Genomic DNA, 15,049 nt, shown 5'->3' with positions numbered 1-15,049 from the left:
GCGCCGCGATCCCCGCCGTCGTCAACACACGCCGACCACGAACAACCAAGTCATAGGGTTCTTCAAGCATTGAGGTACTCCTTCGAGGGCGTTGATTCCATGGGCCGGAACCAGGGTGAATCAGGACCGAGTTGGCCGCCGATGGTGGTGCCGACCGTTTCGAGCAGACGCCCGGCTTCGGCGATGCACTTTTCCACGTTCTCTTCAATCGAGGTCAGGGCAAACGTGGACTGGAATCCCGCGGCGCGCAACTGACCGGCCGTCAATGTAGTGCGCCCGCAGACGGCGATGACCGGTACGCCGGCCAGCGCCGCTGCCCGCGCCACTCCCATGGGGGTTTTGCCGAGCAGGCTTTGTTCATCCAGGCTGCCTTCGCCGGTGATAACGAGGTCAGCCCCGACCAGCCGATGGGCGAGGTCGGTAAATTCAAGGACGACATCGATGCCTGGCCGGCGGGAGGCCGCCAGGACCGCGATTGCGGCATACCCGACGCCGCCGGCGGCACCGGCGCCCGGTGCCTCGGCAGCCTTTTGTGCCCGGAACCCCAGCTCATGGCTGAGCACGTCCACGAAGTGTCCCAGCGCGGAGTCGAGCGTTCTGACGTCTTCGCTGGACGCCCCCTTTTGCGGGCCAAACACCGCCGCCGCACCATCCGGGCCAAGCAGCGGATTGTCCACATCACTTGCCAGAACGAACCGTGTTTCCTCCAGCCGCGTATCGAACCCGGAGAAATCAATCCATTTCAGCCGGGCCAGGGCAGCCCCGCCGGCCGGAATTTCGTTTCCGTCAGAATCGATGAAGCGGGCACCGAGCCCCTGCAGCACCCCGGCGCCGCCGTCGGTGTTGGCGCTTCCGCCAACACCGAGGATGATCTTGCGGCAGCCTGCGTCCAAGGCTGCCCGGATCAGCTGCCCGGTACCCAGAGAGGTTGATCCCAACGCATCTCTGATGCCGCCGGGCAACACGGCAAGTCCTGATGCCGTCGCCATTTCGATAATCGCTTCGCGGCCACGGACGGCGAATTCGGCTTCCAGCGGCTCGCCCGTCGGGCCGCTGACGATAGCGGTACGGCGGGTGAAACCGCTGCCGACAGCAGCATCCAGGGTACCTTCGCCGCCGTCGGCCACGGGAATGCCATCCACGTCCAGGACCTGGCCGGCGGCCCGCTTTACTGAGCGAAGACCTGCCGTGAGATGGGCAACGATGTCCGGGGCCGTCAGTGAGCCCTTGAACTTGTCCGGTGCTATGACCACTCTCATGCCGGGGGTTCCTTTCAATGATTCGGACGCGCCGGGTTGGCGCGCGGGAGACGGCTGGTGTTAGTCAAGCATTGCGATGATGGCCGTGGGGGCGTCGGCGCCCTGCGCAGCGACCTCCTCGAACTCGTTGATCGCATTGATCTCGGTGCCCATGGAGATGTTGGTGATCTTTTCCAGGATCACCTCGACCACCACGGGAACGTTGAACTCGCTCATCAGCGCCTTGGCCTTGTCGAAGGCTGCCGAAAGGTCACTCGGGTCTTCCACCCGGATGGCTTTGCAACCCAGGCCTTCGGCAACCTTCAAGTGGTCCACGCCATAGCCCTTGGTCTCCGGAGAGTTGATGTTTTCGAACGCCAGGGACACGTTCTGCTCCATCTTGAAGCCGCGCTGGGACTGGCGGATCAGGCCCAAGTACGAGTTGTTCACCACCACGTGCACGTACGGGAGGTTGAACTGTGCGCCGACGGCCAGTTCTTCGATCATGAACTGGAAATCGTAGTCGCCGGACAAGGCAACGACTGTCTCGTCCGGCTTCCCGCGGACCACACCGAGTGCGGCAGGTCCGGTCCATCCCAGCGGGCCGGCCTGGCCAGCGTTGATCCATTTGCGGGGCCCGAACACGTGGAGCATCTGGGCACCGGCGATCTGGGAGAGGCCAATCGTGGTTACGTAAGTGGTGTCTTTGCCGAAGGACTTGTTCATTTCCTCGTAGACACGCTGCGGCTTGATCGGGACATTTTCAAAGTGCGTTTTGCGCTGCAGCGATCCCTTGCGCAGGACGCATTCGCCGACCCAGTCGCTGTAATCGGGCAAGGTGCCGGCGGCTTTGCGCTCCCGGGCCAGCTCCAGGAGCCCGTCCAATGCCGCGCCGGCGTCGGAGGCAATGCCCAGGTCCGGGGAGAAAACGCGGCCGATCTGGGTCGGTTCGATGTCGATGTGCACGAACTTGCGGCCGGACGTGTAGGTGTCCAGTCCGCCGGTGTGGCGGTTGGCCCAGCGGTTGCCGATCCCGATCACAAAGTCAGAGGCCAGCATGGTCTCGTTTCCGTAGCGGTGTGAGGTCTGCAGGCCCACCATGCCGGCCATCAGGCGGTGGTCGTCCGGGATGCTGCCCCAGCCCATCAGGGTGGGGATGACCGGGACGTTGAGCAGTTCGGCCAGTTCGACAAGCTGTGCCGAAGCCGAAGCGTTGATCACGCCGCCGCCGGCGACGATCAAGGGGTGCTGCGCCGCGGTGAGCATGTCCAGGGCCTTGTCCAACTGCTTGCGGCTGGCTTTGGGCTTTTCCACCGGAAGGGGCTCGTAGGTGTCGATGTCGAATTCGATCTCGGCCATCTGCACATCGAACGGGAGGTCCAGCAGCACCGGGCCGGGGCGGCCGGAGCGCATCAGCTGGAAGGCTTTCTGAAAGGCGCCGGGGATCTGGCCGGGCTCCAGAACTGTCATTGCCATTTTGGTGACGGGTTTGGCGATGGATTCGATGTCCACGGCCTGGAAGTCTTCCTTGTGGAGCTTGGCAACGGGGGCCTGCCCGGTGATGCAGAGCATGGGGATGGAGTCCGCCCACGCGGCATAGAGTCCGGTGATCATGTCGGTGCCGGCGGGACCGGAAGTGCCGATGCAGATGCCGATGTTCCCGTCCTTGGCCCGGGAGTACCCGTCGGCCATGTGCGAGGCGCCTTCCACGTGCCTGGCGAGGGTGTGGCGGATGCCACCGTGCTCCCGCATCGCCGAGTAAAAGGGGTTGATCGCAGCACCTGGCAGGCCGAACGCCTCAATGGCGCCCTCCTTTGCCAGGATCGCGACGGCTGCATCTACGGTGCGCATTTTCGTCATGGTGTTCTCCTTGAAAGTCTGTAGGGTGTGCTGGTCCGGCTCAGGTGCGGCAGTGTTACTTGCGGCCGCTGAGCTGGAGGGTCTGCTTGAACAGACCCGAGTGGTCGAGGCCGCCGTCGCCCTGGTTGACAGTGGCTGCGACGAGCTGAGCGGCGAGGGCGCCGAGCGGGAGCGAGACGTTGGCCTCGCGGGCGGCCGAAGTGACGATACCCATGTCCTTGTGGTGGAGCGCGAGGCGGAAGCCGGGCGCGAAGTCGCGGTCCAGCATCTTCTGGCCCTTCTGGTCCAGCACTTTGGAGCCGGCCAGGCCGCCACCGAGGACCTTCAGCGCGGCATCAGTATCCACGCCGTAGGCCTCAAGGAAGGCTACGGCTTCGCCCAGTACCTGGATGTTGACGGCGACGATCAGCTGGTTGGCCGCTTTAACGGTCTGCCCGGAGCCGGCCGGGCCTACGTGGACGATGGTCTTTCCCACAGCGTTGAGCACGTCCTGTGCTGCTTCGAAGTCTGCTGCGTCGCCGCCGACCATAATGGAAAGCGCGGCGGTGATGGCGCCCTGCTCGCCGCCTGACACCGGGGCGTCCAGGGCACGGATACCGGCGGCCTTGGCATCGTCCGCCAGCCGCTTGGCCACATCGGGGCGGATGCTGCTGGCATCAATCCAGAGGGTGCCCTGCTTCGCGTTCGCGAACAGGCCCTCGGGTCCGGAGACGACGCTTTCGACGTCAGGTGAGTCCGGAACCATCGTAATAACGACGTCCGCGTCCCTGACAGCGTCGGCGATGCTCGCTGCACCCCGGCCGCCCTCGGAGACCAGCGTGTCGATCTTGTCCTGGCTGCGGTTGAAGCCGGTGACGCTGTGGCCTGCCTTGACGAGGTTGATGGCCATGGGAAGGCCCATGATGCCGAGACCGATGACTGTGACGTTGCTCATGTTGTATTCCTTTGCTGAAGTAGGGTGGCCGGTGCGCGGTCAGTGCGCAGCAGGCTGGCGGATGGCCCAGTTGAAGGCGGCTTTGGCCGGTTCTTTGTATTCGAGGCCGATGTAGCCCGTGTAGCCGAGTTCGCGGCTCCGGGAGATCCATTCGCCGAGCGGGAGGTTTCCGGTTCCGGGGGCTCCGCGGCCGGGGTTGTCGGCGATTTGGATGTGGCCGAAGTCTTTGGCGTGCTGTTCAATCACGGCGGCGACGTCGTCCCCGTTGACGGCCAGGTGGTAGAAGTCGGCAAGGAGCTTGATGTTCTCCGCGCCGGACTCGTCCTTGACCCTGGCGATCACCTTCAGGGCGTCGGCGGCCGTGAGCAGCGGGTAGCGCGGTGCGCCGCTGACCGGCTCCAGCAGGACGGTGCCACCGATCCGCGCGACGGCGGCGGCGGCCGTCGCGAGGTTCTCGGCGGCCACGGCGTCCTGCTGTTCGGCGGAATCTCCCGCAGTGCGGTTGCCGTAGAGGGCGTTGAACGCTGTGCACCCGAGTCGCTCGCCGATGCCCGCGACGACGTCGATGTTGTCCAGGAACTCGGCCGAGCGGGCCGGCCAGGACACCAGGCCACGGTCGCCTTCCGGCATGTTGCCTGCGTTGAAGTTCAGACCCGAGAGCTGGACACCGGCGTCGGAAATGGCCTTCTCAAACTTGGCTACCTCGCTGTCCGAGGGTACGGAGGTCTCAAACGGCCACCAGAATTCGACGGCGTCAAACCCTGCTGCCTTGGCGGCCGCGGGCCGCTCGAGGAGCGGCAGTTCCGTCAGCAGGATGGAGCAGTTCACGGTATACGTCATTGGATTCGTCCTTAGCCCTCTGAACCGGCAACAACCGGTAGTCTTGATATCTTCCAGATTCCGCTTTGTGGAATCTTTATTCTGCTTTATGAAAAGTTTAGGCTTCGTTGTCCGCGACGTCAACCTGCGCAGCACCCCGGTGGCGGTTAAAGCGCGACGCCCCGGCCTAGTAGGGCCGGGGCGCACGCGCGGGTGGTTAGGTCAGGCGGATCTGGCGGTTGACATCCTTGTAGAGCAGGTAGCGGAAATTGCCGGGGCCGCCGGCGTAGCATGCCTGCGGGCAGAAGGCACGCAGCCACATAAAGTCGCCCGCCTCGACCTCTACCCAGTCATTGTTGAGCAAGTACATGGCCTTGCCCTCCAGGACGTACAGGCCGTGCTCCATCACGTGTGTTTCCGGGAATGGGATCACTCCGCCAGGCTTGAACGTCACGATGTTCACGTGCATATCGTGGGCCAGATCGCCGGGGTCCGCGAAACGTGTGGTCTTCCAGACGCCGTCAACATCCGGCATTTCACGCGGCTCGACTTCCTGGTCACTGGTGACAAAGGATTTCGCCTCGTAGCCTTCCAACCGCTCGTAGGCCTTGCGGATCCAGTGGAAGGAGACGATCTCATCCGAGACGTTCTCCAGGCCCCACTGCGCGCCGGCAGCAATGTAGGCGTAACCGCCTTCTTCGAGCTGGTGCAGTTCACCGTCAAGCGTCAGATTAACCTTGCCCCTGGTGACGAAGATGACGCCTTCAACGCCAGCCTCGAATTCCGCCTTGGGCGCGCCGCCGCCCGGGCCAATCTCCACGATCAGCTGGGAAAAAGTAGTAGCGAACCCGGAGATTGGGCGGGCGATGATCCATGAGCGGGTGTTCGAAAAGCCCGGCAGGTTGCTGGTGACGATGTCTGTCAGGACGCCCTTCGGGATGACCGTATAGGCTTCCGTGACGATCGCGCGCTCGGTGGTGAGGTGGGTCTGCGGCGGCAAGCCGCCTTCAGGTGTGTAGTACTTGCCCATCAGGTGAATCCTTACTTAGGAGGTGGAAGTGGTGGCCAGCCGGGGGTGGGCCAGTGCTGTCAGCCGTGGAACTCCGACGCCGGCAAGCGCCTGGACTTCGTCGGCACCTACGGCGCCGCACTGGACGCCGCGCAGCACAAAAGCCGCCAGTGCCCGGGCGGTGGCCGGCTCGTCCATCACGCCGCCTTCGGTCTGTTCAACGTAGTTTCGCAGCCGGGCAGCGGCGGCCGGAAGCCCTTGGCGATAGAAGGCGTAGCTAGCTGAAAAACGGCTGGGCAGCTGGGCTGGATGGAGGTCCCAGCCCTGGTAGTAGCCCCGCTCCAACGAACGGCGGACCAGCCGGCCATGGATCGCCCAGGCATTCTCAACACCATCTCCGACGGGAATGATATTGGTCGAGCCGTCGGAGAGGCGGATGCCCGTACCGGCGACAGCCAGCTGCATAACCTCCTTGGCGAAGTCGGCCACGGGATGTTCCATCGACTGGTACTCGGCAGAGATCTGCAGGGACGCGGAATAGTCGTACGTTCCGTAGTGCAGGGCACTGATCCGGCCCGGGACGATGTGCGGCAGCTGCGCCACCGGGGAGGTCCCGTCGGGACCGAGGATGAGTTGGGGTGTTTCCACCTGCACTTCAAACCTGAGCCGCCCGTGCGGCAGCGAGTGGATCTCCTCAAGCCGGGAGACGGCATAGTCCATGGCCTGCACTTGGGCCACTGTGGTGACCTTGGGCAGTGTCAGGATCAGGCCCTCCGGGAGTTCGCCGGCGGCCGCAAGTGATGCCACGAAAAGATCCAGCGTGCGAAGTCCCCGGTTTCGGGTGGCAGCTTCAAAGCACTTGAAGCGGATGCCAATGAACGGCGGCGCCGTGCCCGCAGCAACCGCGGCCGCCACGGCCGCAGCCGCACCCACAGCCGCAGCATCCTCAGCGTCGTCTCCCCGGTCCCCGTAGCCGTCCTCGAAGTCCAGCCTCAGGTCCTCGATCGGCTCGGCTGCCAGTTTGGGTGCCACCCGGGCGGCCACCGAGTTGGCGAGTTCGGCATCCTGGCCGAGCAGTTCGCCGATGCGGGCCAAGCCGCCGTGGGCCTCTGCTGCCGCCAGCGCTTGGGCTCCCCACTCGGCCGCCAACGACGGCGTGAACCGGTCTGCGGGAACGTAGACCGTGTGCACCGGTTGGCGGGAACCGTCGTCGCCCGGGTAGTTCTGCTCCAGCAGGCGGTCCGTTGCCACCAGTTGCGCTTCGATCTCGGCCAGGTCCCTGCTGGTCAGCGAAAGGTGCTGTGCCACCTTTCAGCCGACCAGTTCGTAGGCGGGGGTGGTGAGGAAGTCCGTGTATTCCTCGGAGAGGCAGATGTCCGCGATCAGCCCGCTGGCGGGCTGGTAGTAGCGGCGGAACGCCTCATCGCCGAACTCGGAACGGAGCCGCTCCGTTTCCTCGCCCAGGATGCGCTCCACCAGTTCCCGCGTGACGGTGTTGCCGGTATCTGCCAGGACGGATTTGTTGCGGATCTGCTGCCAGACCTGCGAGCGGGAGATCTCCGCCGTGGCGGCGTCCTCCATAAGGTTATGGATGGCCACAGCACCGTTTCCGGAGATCCAGACCGCGGTGTAGGCGACGGCGACGTAGAGGTTCAGGCGCAGGCCGGCCTCGGTGACCTGGCCGTCGGCCGAAGCGATATCCAGGAGTTGTTCCGCGGTGACCGAGACCTCTGGCCGCAGCTTGTCCAGCTGGTTGGGACGGTCGCCAAGGACCGAATCGAACACTTCACGGCACGTCGGCACCAGATCTGGGTGGGCCACCCAGGACCCGTCGAAGCCATCGTTGGCCTCCCGGGTTTTGTCAGCCCGGACCTTGGCAAATGCGGCTTCCGTAACCTCAGGATGGCGGCGGTTGGGGATCACCGCAGCCATGCCTCCCATCGCAAAAGCGCCGCGGTGGTGGCAGGTCTTGACCAGCAGTTCCGTGTAGGCGCGCATAAACGGTGCCGTCATGGCCACCGAGGCGCGGTCCGGAAGAACAAACTCCTCGCCGGCATCGCGGAAATACTTGATGATGCTGAACAGGTAGTCCCAGCGTCCGGCGTTGAGTCCGGAGGCGTGGTCGCGGAGTTCGAACAGGATCTCGTCCATTTCAAACGCAGCAGGAATCGTCTCGACCAGCACCGTGGCACGGACGGTTCCCTGCGGGATGCCGAGCCGGTCCTGGGCGAAGACAAACACATCGTTCCAGAGCCGCGCTTCACGGTGGCTCTCCATCTTGGGCAGATAGTAGTACGGGCCCTGTCCGTTGCTGATGAGTTGCTTGGCGACGTGGAAGAAGTGCAGACCGAAATCAACCAGCGCGCCGACCGCCGGCCGACCGTTAACAAGAAGGTGGCGTTCCTCCATGTGCCAGCCGCGCGGACGTGCGACGACGACGGCGAGCGGTACATCCGTCCGGAGGGTGTACTCCTTTCCCTCCGGGGAGATGTAGCTCAGTGTGCCAGCGGCGGCGTCCCGCAGGTTCAGGATCGCGTCTATAACGTTGGCCCAGGTGGGTGTGCTGGCATCCTCAAGATCTGCCAGCCAGACCTTTGCGCCCGAGTTCAGCGCGTTGATGGCCATTTTGGCCGGTGTGGCGGGTCCGGTCATTTCCACACGCCGGTCCTGCAGGGCGGCCGGAGCGGGGGCCACCGTCCAGTCGCCCGCGCGGACGTCCCGGGTCTCGGGCAGGAAGTCGAGCTTGCCGGTCCGGGCTACCTGCTCGCGCCTAACCACGCGGGCCGCGAGGAGTTCGGCACGGGTACCGGCGAAGCGAAGGTGGAGTTCCTCCACAAAGGCCAACGCCTCCGGGGTCAGAATTTCTTCGGCACGTGCAATCGGGTGCGGGTCAGTGACTGAGAGAGCCATGGTCCGGGTCCTTTCCTTGACGGTGAATCAGGCTTTTGCGAAGACAGCTGCACGTGCTGCGTGGGCTGCGTGGGCGACCGCGGACGCTACGTCGGCGGCAACATGCGGATCAAAGACACTGGGAATGATGTAGCTGGCGTTAAGCTCGTCATCGGCCACACGGTTGGCGATTGCCTCGGCGGCGGCCACCAGCATCTCCGGGATGATGTCCGATGCTCCGGCGTCCAGGAGGCCGCGGAAGAAGCCGGGGAAGGCCAGCACGTTGTTGATCTGGTTCGGGAAGTCGCTGCGGCCGGTGGCCACAACTGCCGCGTGAAGGGACGCGACGGCCGGGTCGATTTCCGGGGTCGGGTTGGCCATGGCGAAGACGATCGCGTCCTTCGCCATGGAAGCGACCTGCTCCTCGCCGATCACGTTGGGGGCGCTGACGCCGATGAAGACGTCGGCGCCCTTAATCGCCTCATGCAGTGTCCCGGAGAAGCCTTCCTCGTTGGTGTTCGCCGCGATCCAGCTGCGGTGTTCGTCGTCGTAGTCCTGGCCGGAGTGGATGGCACCGGAGCGTCCGGCGGCGATGATGTGCCGGGCACCCTGGGCCTTGAGCAGCTGGATAATGGCCGAACCGGCGGCACCAACCCCCGAGACGACGATCCGCACGTCGGCGAGCTTTTTGTCCACCACCCGCAGCGCGTTGACCAGGGCAGCCAGGGTGACAATGGCGGTGCCGTGCTGATCGTCGTGGAAGACAGGGATGTCAAGCTCTTCGCGGAGGCGGTTCTCGATCTCGAAGCAGCGCGGTGCGGCGATGTCTTCAAGGTTCACACCACCGTAGACGGGGGCTAGGGCCTTGACGATCATGATGATTTCCTCGGTGTCCTGGGTGTCCAGGCACACCGGCCAGGCGTCGACATTGGCGAACTGCTTGAACAGCGCCGCCTTGCCTTCCATTACGGGCAGGGCAGCCGCGGGGCCAATGTTGCCCAGGCCCAAGACGGCGGACCCGTCGGTCACGACGGCGATTGTGTTGCGCTTGACTGTGAGGTTCCGGGCGGCGTCGGGGTTCTCGGCGATCGCCATACAAACGCGCGCCACTCCCGGCGTGTAGGCACGGGAGAGATCGTCGCGGTTGCGGAGGGCCACCTTGGGCACCACCTCGAGCTTGCCGCCGAGGTGCATTAGGAAGGTACGGTCCGAGACGTTGCGGACCGTAACGCCCGCGAGAGCGTTCAGCGCGTCTTTGACGCGGCCGGCGTGCTCGTCGTCGGTGGTGTTGCAGGTGACATCGACCACGAGCGTCTCGTGGTGGGACTCGGTGACGTCCAGCGCGGTAATTGCGGCACCGGCAGCGCCGACAGCGGCCGCGAGTTCGCTCGTGGCGGTGAAGCTGGACGGCGCGTCCACGCGAAGGGTGATCGAATTTCCGGGGCTCGGGTTCGCCATTGAATGTTCCTCCAGTTCGGGCCCGGGGATGGGCTGCTGTGCTAAATGAAAAAGTTTCGTATTATGGATATTATTATCTACTGAGTGGAAATACAACCCTGCGGTGTTGTGGTGAGCCTCAGCGCGGTGCTGTATCTTAGGGATTTCAAGCAATTATTTTCACGATGTGGATATAACGTGCCGGACCGATCCAGCAGGAGACCATTGTTATGGCCGAAAAAGCCCCCGGAGGCGTGCAGTCCGTTGAGCGCGTCTTCGAACTCTTGGAACTCATTACCGACGCCGGCGGAAATGTCACGTTGAGCGAGCTCTCGTCCTCGACCGAATTGCCGCTCCCGACGATTCACCGCCTGCTGCGCACGCTCGTAACGCTGGGTTACATCAGGCAGCTGCCCAACCGCCGCTACGCATTGGGGCCCCGACTGATCCGGCTCGGCGAAGCGGCGAACCAGCAGCTGGGCGCCGTCGCCCGGCCACAACTGAAGTCCCTCGTGGACCGACTGGGCGAGACAGCCAACATGGCGGTACTCGATTCGGACATGGTCATCTACGTGGCACAGGTGCCGTCCCTGCACTCCATGCGGATGTTCACCGAGGTGGGCCGCCGTGCCCATACCCATGCCACCGGCGTCGGCAAGGCAATCCTGGCCCAGCTCGACGACGAAACCGTCCGCGGGATTGTCCACCGCAGCGGGATGCCCGTTGCCACGCCGAAAAGCATTGGCGACGTGGAGAGCCTGCTCCTTGAGCTGAAGCTGATCCGTGAACGTGGCTACTCCATCGATGAGGAAGAACAGGAAATTGGCGTTCGTTGCTTCGCTATGGCGGTTCCTGATTCACCCACCCCGGCAGCCATTTCGGTGTCCGGTCCGGTGTCGCGGGTGGACCAGTCCTTCGCGGAACGTGCTGTGCCCTTGCTGCGTGAAGCCGCACTGGCAATTTCAGCTGAGCTGAACCACCAGTAGGCCTTGTTGGCACTGTCTTCGCGGCCGTCGCGAAGACAGTGCCAACCGCGGGCGTTGGGGGTCAGTGTCCGGCCGGGCCGCCGGTAGACTCCAGCGGCACTTCCTTGCCGTCGCAGTCAATCAGCTTGCCGTTTTCGTAGCGGTCACCGTCGGCCAGGCACTTGAGGTCTTCCTCGCGGATGACCCGCCCTGTTCCGGCGACGAAGACCGACTGGTTCTCCGAGTTTCCTGCCTTCAGGTGGTTGAAGAGCAGGTTCAGTGCGATGGCCATCACGGCGGCGGAGCTGATGCCGGAGTGGAAGATGGTGCCGAACCAGGACGGAAACTTGTCGTAGAAGGTGGGAGCGGCAATCGGAATCATGCCGAAGCCGATCGATGCCGCCACGATGATCAGGTTCATGTTATTGCGGTACTCCACCTTTGCCAGAGTCCTGATGCCGCTCGCGGCGACCGTTCCGAAAAGTACAATCCCGGCTCCGCCAAGGACTGCCGTCGGGACCGCAGCAACAACCCGGCCCATCACCGGCAGCAGGCCAAGAAGGACCAGGATAACGCCGCCTGCCGCGACAACGTAGCGGCTCTTGATCTTTGTGACGGCTACCAGGCCCACATTCTGGGCAAACGCACTCTGGGTGAAGGAGCCAAAGACCGGCGCCACCATGCTGGAGACCATATCGGCGCGCAGGCCGGCAGCGATCCGTTTGGAATCGGTTTTGGTGCCGACGATTTCCCCGACGGCCAGAATGTCGGCCATGGTCTCGGTCAGGATGACCAGGACCACGATCACCATCGAAATGATCGCGGCGACTTCGAAGGTCGGGGCACCGAAGTGGAAGGGCGTGGGAAAGGCAACGATCGGCCCACTACCCACCTTCGAAAAGTCGGCCATGCCGGTGACAACCGCAACCACGGTACCAATCACAATTGCCAGCAGGATGGAGAGCCGGGAAATGGTGGCACTGCCGACCTTGCTGAGAATCAGGACCAGGGCAAGCGTCACCGCGGCCAGCCCGATGTTGGCCATACTGCCGTAATTGTCGGCTTTCCTGTTTCCACCCATGGCCCAGTTGGCGGCGACGGGCATCAGCGTCAACCCAATGGTGGTGATGACGGTTCCGGTGACCACGGGCGGGAAGAACCGGACGATCTTGGAGAAGACCGGGGCAATGAGCAGGCCGATGGCGGCAGAGACGATGACAGCACCGAAAACTGCCGGCAGGCCGCCACCGCCCGTAACGACTGCGACCATGGTGGCGACGCTGGCAAACGACACACCCTGCACCAGCGGCAGCTGCGAACCGAAGAACGGCAACCCGAGGGTCTGCAGAAGTGTGGCAAGGCCGCCCATAAAGAGCGCTGCGGCAATGAGGATTCCAACGTCTGCGGGCGACAGTCCCGCTGCCTGACCCACAATCAGCGGCACGGCAATGATTCCGCCGTACATCGTCAGGACGTGTTGGAAGCCGTAGGCGAAGCTGCTTCCGATGGAAAGCCGTTCGTCTTCGGGGCGGGCCGAAGACGTGCGGCCGCCGCTCGCCTTGGCGGAGTTCTTGGCATTTTTTAGGTTCATGGCAGACCTTCTTGGTTCATGGCAGACGTCGTCGTCTGGCTAACTGGTGTCTGGCTAACTGGTGTCTGGCTAACTGGATGCTGCAGGTACGTCGGTGGTGCGGTGGCGCAGGTACGGAGTACCCGCGCCACCGCCATGTTCTTCAACTCAGCAGAAGCCGGCGATTCCCGACCATGCAATGGCCGCCGGAGTGGACTCCTCGCGCTGGATGGTGGCCTCGATCAGGCCGTACGGCCGGTCTGCGGCGAAGAAGACCTCATTGGGGTTGTCAAGGCCGAAGGGTGAGAGGTCCACCAGGAAGTGGTGCTTGTTCGGCATGGAGAATTTGATCTCGTCGATCTCCGCGTGGGCCTCCAGGACCTTCTTGCCCATGTCGAAGAGTGTCTGTTGCAGGGCGTGCGAGTAGTTCTCGGTGAACCCTTCAAGAAGCAGGCCCTTGACATCTTCATAGCTCTTGTTGAAATCGAAGCTGCTGAAGTCCGTCCCGGTCTTGAAGCGCCAGCGCGCGGCCACATCCGTAGCCAGGATCCGGTCCGTGGTCTCCGGCAGCGTCGTGTACCTGTCCTTGGGGTAGCCGACGAAGCCTGACTGGGTGGTTTTGAGGACGGTGAGGTCCCGGAGCCCGGAAATGAGGTGGTTGGTGTCACCGTCACGGATGAGTACGACGGTGCGGATTTCCTGTCCGTTGCGCACGAATGAATGGTCGTGGGAGGTGCCGTGGGACTGGATGCGGTCCCAACTGTAGGCCTCGGCTTCCCAGCGTCCGCCGGAGACCCAGTCGAAGCTGGAGGTGAAGTGATTACCCAACCGAAGCAGCAAAGCCTCGGGCGAGCCGATGCCTTCGCGGGCGAACGCGTACACCGTGTTCTTCTGGGTGTCGGTTGGCACAACGTGGGCGTTGTCCCCCGCCAGATGCGCAGCGGAAAAATCGCCGCGGAGCTGTGAGGAGACGTTGAGATCCTCAATTTCGTGCCGGTCCGAATCCCGCGTGATCTTGACGACGCGGACTTCCGCCTTGCCGAACTGATTTTCGCCAAGGATGATGTTGCTGCTCATGGTCTGCTCCAAACTTCCGTTATGTGAAAGAAATAATCCACACTGAAAACGGGCGCATTTTCTATTGCGTCCAATGGTTTGCTGTCGACCCAAACAAAAAATGAGCCGACATCGCTACGATGTCAGCTCATTACAACCCTGCCTGCTGCTCCCAGGTTACGTGACGTCCGCCACGAAGTACTTCAACACTAAGGGACACAGACCGTGTTGTACATCACAATCCAGAAGAAACTTTTCCGCACCGCGCCGGTTCCGCGCACCCACCGAGCCCCTTGACCGACCGATCCCACGTCCGTATGCTTTTTCATACAGTAAAAAAGTAATTTCATTAGATGGAAATGAGGTCGTTATGTCGCATGATGAGGGGCACGTGCCCGCACAGTCGGAATCTTCAGCAGGGTCAGCAGCGCCAGCTCCTGACTTCTATTTTCCTGCCGGCGGCGGTACGGATCCTGACTTCGCTCCGCGCGCAGAGACGGTGAACGTTCGGGGCCCATTCTCACGGTGGCTGCACAAATCGCTGCTCGCCGGCAGGTGACGGGGCTCCCCTGCCGGGTTACGAACACCGCCGAAGCGCCGGTTGTTGGGCTGCTTAAAGCGCGACGGCGATCGCGCATCAGCCGGATCGGACACGTCAGGCTTGGGTTGAAACCCGCGGCCCACGGCAACTCCGCATAAATCCCAGGGCTGGAATCAGGTACCGGATCCACGTCAAGCGCCACAATCCCGCGGTCCCGCGGCGTGGCCAGGGTGGGTCAACGCGTGTTGCCATCACCCCGCGCCGAGGGCCCCGGACCCCGCCGCGGCGCATCTTCCGCCACAATCAGCGGACCATCCGGACGCTTCTTTAACTTCCCGCGGCGACGGACCCTGGCGGGCATCTCCGAGCACAAGCGACACTGATGAACTGGCTATTGCCGTGGTGTGCGGCAACGTTGTCTAAAACCAATTTCTCCAAGCCAGCTCTTTCAAGGAAGCTGGTGCAAGTCCGTCCCGGACCGCGGGTACCAGCTTCGCGACGGTTCACAGTCGAGCAGGCGCGTCCCGCAGTCCCGTGCGCCCGGCCGTGGAGGTAATGTCCACGAACGGGCGCGCTGTCGGCTCGGCGATATACGCGGCCACGGCGAAGGAACGCGCGGTGGCGGACCCTCAGGAATCCCCGCCGGCCCCTCCCGTAGTCCCGGCCGTGACATCCAGCAGGCGGTATTTTTCGATTGCCTGGGCGGGTGCTTGGGCGTCTACTTCGCCGCG

General features: G+C 63.5%; 11 protein-coding genes. 1 reads left to right on the top strand and 10 read right to left on the bottom strand.

What is annotated here, in order from left to right:
• Positions 1–62: 62 nt before the first annotated feature.
• From QK287_RS17685 to QK287_RS17650, 8 genes are all read right to left on the bottom strand, one after another.
• A complete protein-coding gene (locus QK287_RS17685; protein WP_226776508.1) occupies positions 63–1,259 on the bottom strand; it encodes a glycerate kinase in 1,197 nt (398 codons plus the stop codon).
• 60 nt (positions 1,260–1,319) lie between these two features.
• Complete coding sequence (gene gcl / locus QK287_RS17680; RefSeq protein WP_226776509.1) at positions 1,320–3,098, bottom strand: glyoxylate carboligase; 1,779 nt, start codon at positions 3,096–3,098, stop codon at positions 1,320–1,322.
• Positions 3,099–3,153: 55 nt separating this feature from the next.
• The gene (locus QK287_RS17675; protein WP_226776510.1) at positions 3,154–4,032 is read right to left on the bottom strand and encodes a 2-hydroxy-3-oxopropionate reductase; all 879 of its coding nucleotides are present in this window, start codon (positions 4,030–4,032) and stop codon (positions 3,154–3,156) included.
• A 39-nt stretch (positions 4,033–4,071) separates the two neighbouring features.
• A complete protein-coding gene (locus QK287_RS17670) occupies positions 4,072–4,872 on the bottom strand; it encodes a TIM barrel protein (RefSeq protein WP_282361009.1) in 801 nt (266 codons plus the stop codon).
• 196 nt (positions 4,873–5,068) lie between these two features.
• Entirely contained in the window at positions 5,069–5,881 is an 813-nt protein-coding gene (locus QK287_RS17665) for a bifunctional allantoicase/(S)-ureidoglycine aminohydrolase (RefSeq protein ID WP_226776512.1), read from the bottom strand.
• A gap of 15 nt (positions 5,882–5,896) precedes the next feature.
• Positions 5,897–7,168 carry an aldolase gene (locus tag QK287_RS17660; protein WP_282361008.1) on the bottom strand — a complete coding sequence of 424 codons (1,272 nt, stop codon included), beginning with the start codon at positions 7,166–7,168 and terminating at the stop codon, positions 5,897–5,899.
• 3 nt (positions 7,169–7,171) lie between these two features.
• Entirely contained in the window at positions 7,172–8,770 is a 1,599-nt protein-coding gene (aceB, locus tag QK287_RS17655; protein ID WP_282361007.1) for a malate synthase A, read from the bottom strand.
• 27 nt (positions 8,771–8,797) lie between these two features.
• The gene (locus QK287_RS17650; RefSeq protein WP_282361006.1) at positions 8,798–10,207 is read right to left on the bottom strand and encodes an NAD-dependent malic enzyme; all 1,410 of its coding nucleotides are present in this window, start codon (positions 10,205–10,207) and stop codon (positions 8,798–8,800) included.
• Between the two features lie 209 nt (positions 10,208–10,416).
• Here QK287_RS17650 and QK287_RS17645 point away from each other — a divergent pair, with 209 nt between their 5' ends.
• Positions 10,417–11,172 (top strand): IclR family transcriptional regulator, encoded by a 756-nt coding sequence (locus tag QK287_RS17645; RefSeq protein ID WP_226776516.1) that lies wholly within the window; start codon positions 10,417–10,419, stop codon positions 11,170–11,172.
• Positions 11,173–11,233: 61 nt separating this feature from the next.
• Here the strand turns inward: QK287_RS17645 and QK287_RS17640 are convergent, their stop codons facing one another.
• Positions 11,234–12,742: a nucleobase:cation symporter-2 family protein gene (locus QK287_RS17640; protein ID WP_282361005.1), complete on the bottom strand. Its 1,509-nt coding sequence runs from the start codon at positions 12,740–12,742 to the stop codon at positions 11,234–11,236.
• 147 nt (positions 12,743–12,889) lie between these two features.
• Entirely contained in the window at positions 12,890–13,798 is a 909-nt protein-coding gene (gene pucL / locus QK287_RS17635; RefSeq protein WP_282361004.1) for a factor-independent urate hydroxylase, read from the bottom strand.
• Positions 13,799–15,049 lie beyond the last annotated feature (1,251 nt).

This window comes from Arthrobacter sp. AL05, assembly GCF_029960715.1.
Taxonomy (GTDB): domain Bacteria; phylum Actinomycetota; class Actinomycetes; order Actinomycetales; family Micrococcaceae; genus Arthrobacter.
This window is presented reverse-complemented; position numbering and strand designations above follow the sequence as displayed.